We start from the raw sequence: 4428 nt of genomic DNA, 5'->3' as shown, positions 1-4428 counted from the left end.
GTTCAAATCAATGTTTCTGACACACCGCATTCGCGAGCAAGCCCGCTCCCACAAGTAATCAACCCCGTTTCGTACATTGTTCGAGAGCCATTCATGTCCTTATCAGCGAACGCCCCCCTCCCCCCGATCGCCCACAAGGCCGAAGGCTCCGACCCGTATGCCTGGCTGCAGGAGCGCGACACCGATGCGGTGCTCGACTACCTCAAGGCTGAAAACAGCTATCAGGAGGCGCAAACCGCCGATCAGGCCGGGCTGCGCGAAACCCTGTTCGAAGAAATCAAGGGACGGATCCTCGAGACCGACCTGTCCCTGCCCTCGCCTTGGGGACCGTACCTGTATTACACGCGCACTACCGCAGGCGACGAATACGCACGGCACTACCGCTGCCCGCGCCCGGCCGACGACAGCCTGACCCTCGACGAGAGCCAGGAACAACTGCTGTTGGACCCAAACGAGCTGGCCAATGGCGGCTTTTTTTCCCTCGGCGCATTCAGCGTCAGCCCGGACCACCAGCGTCTTGCCTATAGCATCGACTCCAGCGGTGACGAGATCTACACGCTGTTCGTGAAGGAATTGTCTGACGGGCGTGTCAGTGAACTGGAATTCCAGGACTGCGACGGCAGCATGACCTGGGCCAACGACAGCCTGACGCTGTTTTTCGGCGAACTGGACGACACACACCGTCCGCACAAGCTATACCGCTATCGCCTGGACGGTACGGCAGCCGAAGAAGTGTTCCATGAGTCGGACGGCCGTTTCTTCATGCACTGCTACCGCGCAAGCTCCGAACAGCAATTACTGCTTTCGGTCGGCAGCAAAACCACGAGCGAAGTCTGGGTGCTCGATGCCAACCAGCCGCAGCAAGCCTTTACCTGCATCGCACCACGGGTCGAGGACCATGAGTATGACGTCGACCACGGCGCACTCGATGGCCAATGGACCTGGTTCATCCGCACCAACCGCGACGGCATCAACTTTGCCCTGTACACCGCTGTCGATACTGGCCTGGTGCCGACCGAGGCCGACTGGCAAAACCTGATCCCCCATAGCGAAACGGTGATGATCGACGGCATGAGCCTGAACGCCAGCGCCCTGACTTTGAGCCTGCGCGAAGGTGGCCTGCCGATCATCGAAGTCCACCCGCAGGACTTGCCAAGCTATCGAGTGCAACTGCCGGACGCGGCCTACAGCCTGCATGTGCAGAACAGCCTGGAATTTGTCAGCGAGCGGATTCGCCTGCGGTACGAAGCGCTGAACCGCCCAGCGCAAATCCGCCAGCTTGAACTGGCGAGCGGCGACCAGAAAGTGCTCAAGGAAACCCCGGTGCTCGGCCCGTTCGACGCTGACGCCTACGTCAGCCAGCGTTTGTGGGCCACCGCACCCGACGGCACACAGGTGCCGATCAGCCTGGTGGTCAAGCGCGAGGCCCTCGGCAAACCGGTGCCGCTGTACCTGTATGGCTACGGTGCCTATGGCGAAAGCCTCGACCCGTGGTTCTCCCATGCACGCTTGAGCCTGCTCGATCGCGGCATGGCGTTTGCCATTGCCCATGTGCGCGGCGGTGGCGAACTGGGCGAAGCCTGGTATCGCGCCGGCAAGCAGGAACACAAACAGAACACCTTCAGCGATTTCATCGCCTGTGCCCAACACTTGATCGCCAATGGTTTCACCAGCGCAGCCCAGCTCGCAATCAGCGGTGGCAGCGCCGGCGGCCTGTTGATCGGTGCTGTGCTCAACCTGCGGCCGGAGCTGTTTGGCGCGGCGATTGCCGAAGTGCCGTTCGTCGACGTGCTCAACACCATGCTCGACCCGGACCTGCCATTGACCGTTACTGAATACGACGAGTGGGGCAACCCGCAAGAACCGGACGTCTATGATCGGATCAAGGCCTACGCTCCGTACGAAAACGTCACAGCGCAAGCCTATCCGGCGACACTGGTGATTGCCGGCTACAACGACAGTCGCGTGCAGTATTGGGAAGCGGCCAAGTGGGTAGCCAAATTGCGCGACACCAAAACCGACACCAATCCCCTGCTGCTCAAGACCGAACTGGGCGCCGGGCATGGCGGGATGAGTGGGCGATACCAGGGATTGCGTGACGTAGCGCTCGAATATGCATTTTTGTTCAAGGTTTTGGGGATCGTCTGAGGAACTTGGCTTACGGTGCTGGTCTTAATTCCCGGCACCGCAATCCAGTACAACATTACCGCTGTACCTGTAGGAGCGAGCTTGCTCGCGATGGACTGAAGAGCGCAGCGGGGTATCAGGCTTCCAGCGTTAGCGTTGACGACCATCGCGACGGTGCGACGATTCGACAGGCTCGCTCCCACAGAAAGCTGAAACGACAGACACAACAAAAAAGACAGCCACGACATGTCAGAACCGACCCTACTGAACAATGAAATTCGCGACTGGCTGATGGACTGCGGCCTGTTCAATCAGCTATTGCCGGCAGACTTCGCCGCGGCCTCGGGCTACTTCAGCATCAGCACCATTGCCCAGGGCGAACAGATTTTCCAGGAGGGTGATGCCGGCAGCTTCATGTGCATCATCCACACCGGCCAGGTGGCGGTGCAAAAAACCACCGCCGACGGGCAACGGGTGACCATCGCCACATTGCGCAGCGGACGCTCGTTCGGCGAAATGGCCGTACTCGACGGCGAACGCCGTTCGGCCAGTTGCGTGGCGGCGAGCAACTGCCAGTTGCTCAACCTGGGCAAGGACTCACTGGAAAAAATGCTCAACGACGCGCCAAAAATCGCCGCCAAAATCATCCGCGCCCTTGCCGTCGCCCTATCGAAGCGCTTGCGCATGGCCGATGGGCAATTGCTGACACAGCAGGTCTAACCACCTGGCGATTTGGCTTTCGACGGGCTTGGCTCAAGCCCTGGCAGCGGCTGGTCCTTGGTGGGCGGGCTTGGCCTTTCGATGGGCACCAGCGGCGGACCGCCACTGCCAGGGCCGACCCTTGGCAAGGGCGCCGGGCTGATTTGCGGATAAGGGGTGGGCGTCGCGGTACCTGGCGAGCCGGGCATGGGGGCGGGGCTGACTGGAAGGGTTTGCAGTTGTTGGGCCTGCACTGCAGTAATCGAGAGCGCGGCCGTGGCAATGACCGTTAGAATGGTGCGCTTCATCAATGGCTCCGTTGGCCTTGTTGTCATGTGCAGGCTACTCCCAACTGCGTCTGTTTGCCTTCCTCCGTGCTGCCAATTTTTCTTCAAGTGAGTCCCATGAAACGTTTCGTTCTGCTCGACACCACCCCCATTCCAGAAAACGGCGGTGCCTTGTGCCTGTTCGAGTATGGCGAGGATTTCGTCATCAAGATCCAGGGCGGTGACGGCGGGCAGTTGATGAACACGCGCATGCACGGCTCCGAGGACGCCCTTGCCGAGATTCCCTGCCGCAAGGTGGCCGGCCGGCCAAACTCGCGAGTGTTGATCGGTGGTCTGGGCATGGGCTTCACCCTCGCCTCGGCGCTCAAGCATTTGGGCAAGACCGCTGAAGTGGTGGTCGCCGAACTGGTGCCCGGTGTGGTGGAGTGGAATCGCGGCCCTTTGGGCGAGAAAGCAGGCAACCCGCTACAGGACCCACGCACGGTCATTCGCATGGAAGATGTGGCCAAGGTCCTGCAGGCCGAGCCACAAGGCTTCGATGCGATCATGCTCGACGTTGACAACGGCCCCGAAGGCCTGACCCAGAAGGCCAATAGCTGGCTCTACTCCGCCGGCGGCCTAAGTGCCTGCGCCAAGGCCCTGCGCCCCAAAGGCGTGCTGGCGGTCTGGTCGGCCAGCGCGGATCGGCAATTTTCCGACAAACTGAAAAAAGCCGGGTTCAAGGCAGAGGAAGTGCAGGTATTTGCCCATGGCAACAAGGGCACCCGCCACACCATCTGGATTGCCGAGAAGCTCAAGGGCTGAGCTAAACTCTGTTCATAACCGTCATTAGTCTTTCTACAAAGGTGAACCCATGAGTTCGTCCACCCCAACCAACACCTCGAAGCTGGATCGCATCCTCGCCGACAACCAGCGCGACAAGGAAATGGGCTACCGCGACAAAGCCCTGAAGATGTATCCGCACGTGTGTGGCCGCTGCGCCCGTGAATTCTCCGGCAAGCGCCTGAGCGAACTGACCGTGCATCATCGCGACCACAACCACGACAACAACCCGCAGGACGGTTCGAACTGGGAACTGTTGTGCGTTTATTGCCACGATAACGAGCACTCGCGTTATACCGACCAGCAATACTTCGGTGAAGGCTCGCTGAGCACGCCGAAAATCGCCAAGGCGACGCATAACCCGTTTGCGGCGTTGGCTGGATTGATGAAGAAAGAAGACTGATCTTCTGTGACTTGACTGGCCTCTTCGCGGGCAAGCCCGCTCCCACGGGTTCCGCGGTGAGTACGAAATCTTGTATACGCCGCAGAACCC

The 4428-nt window shown here is 60.2% G+C and carries 5 protein-coding genes; 4 read left to right on the top strand and 1 reads right to left on the bottom strand.

Annotated elements, in window-relative coordinates; translation table 11 throughout:
• Positions 1 to 93 precede the first annotated feature (93 nt).
• Positions 94 to 2148: a S9 family peptidase gene (locus ACRESJ_RS06685; protein ID WP_431757211.1), complete on the top strand. Its 2055-nt coding sequence runs from the start codon at positions 94 to 96 to the stop codon at positions 2146 to 2148.
• 225 nt (positions 2149 to 2373) lie between these two features.
• The gene (locus ACRESJ_RS06680; RefSeq protein WP_431757210.1) at positions 2374 to 2847 is read left to right on the top strand and encodes a cyclic nucleotide-binding domain-containing protein; all 474 of its coding nucleotides are present in this window, start codon (positions 2374 to 2376) and stop codon (positions 2845 to 2847) included.
• Here ACRESJ_RS06680 and ACRESJ_RS06675 read toward each other — a convergent pair.
• On the bottom strand, positions 2844 to 3134 hold the full coding sequence (locus ACRESJ_RS06675; protein ID WP_431757209.1) for a hypothetical protein: 291 nt from the start codon (positions 3132 to 3134) through the stop codon (positions 2844 to 2846). The genes ACRESJ_RS06680 and ACRESJ_RS06675 overlap by 4 nt on opposite strands.
• Before the next feature lie 96 nt (positions 3135 to 3230).
• Here ACRESJ_RS06675 and ACRESJ_RS06670 point away from each other — a divergent pair, with 96 nt between their 5' ends.
• Together ACRESJ_RS06670 and ACRESJ_RS06665 are read left to right on the top strand one after the other, a co-directional pair.
• On the top strand, positions 3231 to 3917 hold the full coding sequence (locus tag ACRESJ_RS06670) for a spermidine synthase (RefSeq protein WP_046043858.1): 687 nt from the start codon (positions 3231 to 3233) through the stop codon (positions 3915 to 3917).
• A 49-nt stretch (positions 3918 to 3966) separates the two neighbouring features.
• Positions 3967 to 4338, top strand: a complete 372-nt coding sequence (locus tag ACRESJ_RS06665; protein WP_431757208.1) for a YajD family HNH nuclease — start codon at positions 3967 to 3969, stop codon at positions 4336 to 4338.
• Positions 4339 to 4428 lie beyond the last annotated feature (90 nt).

Origin of the sequence: Pseudomonas sp. (assembly GCF_050739655.1) — a bacterium.
GTDB lineage: Bacteria > Pseudomonadota > Gammaproteobacteria > Pseudomonadales > Pseudomonadaceae > Aquipseudomonas.
Note: the sequence above shows the minus strand (reverse complement) of the source record. Positions and strands in the feature narration are given on the sequence as shown.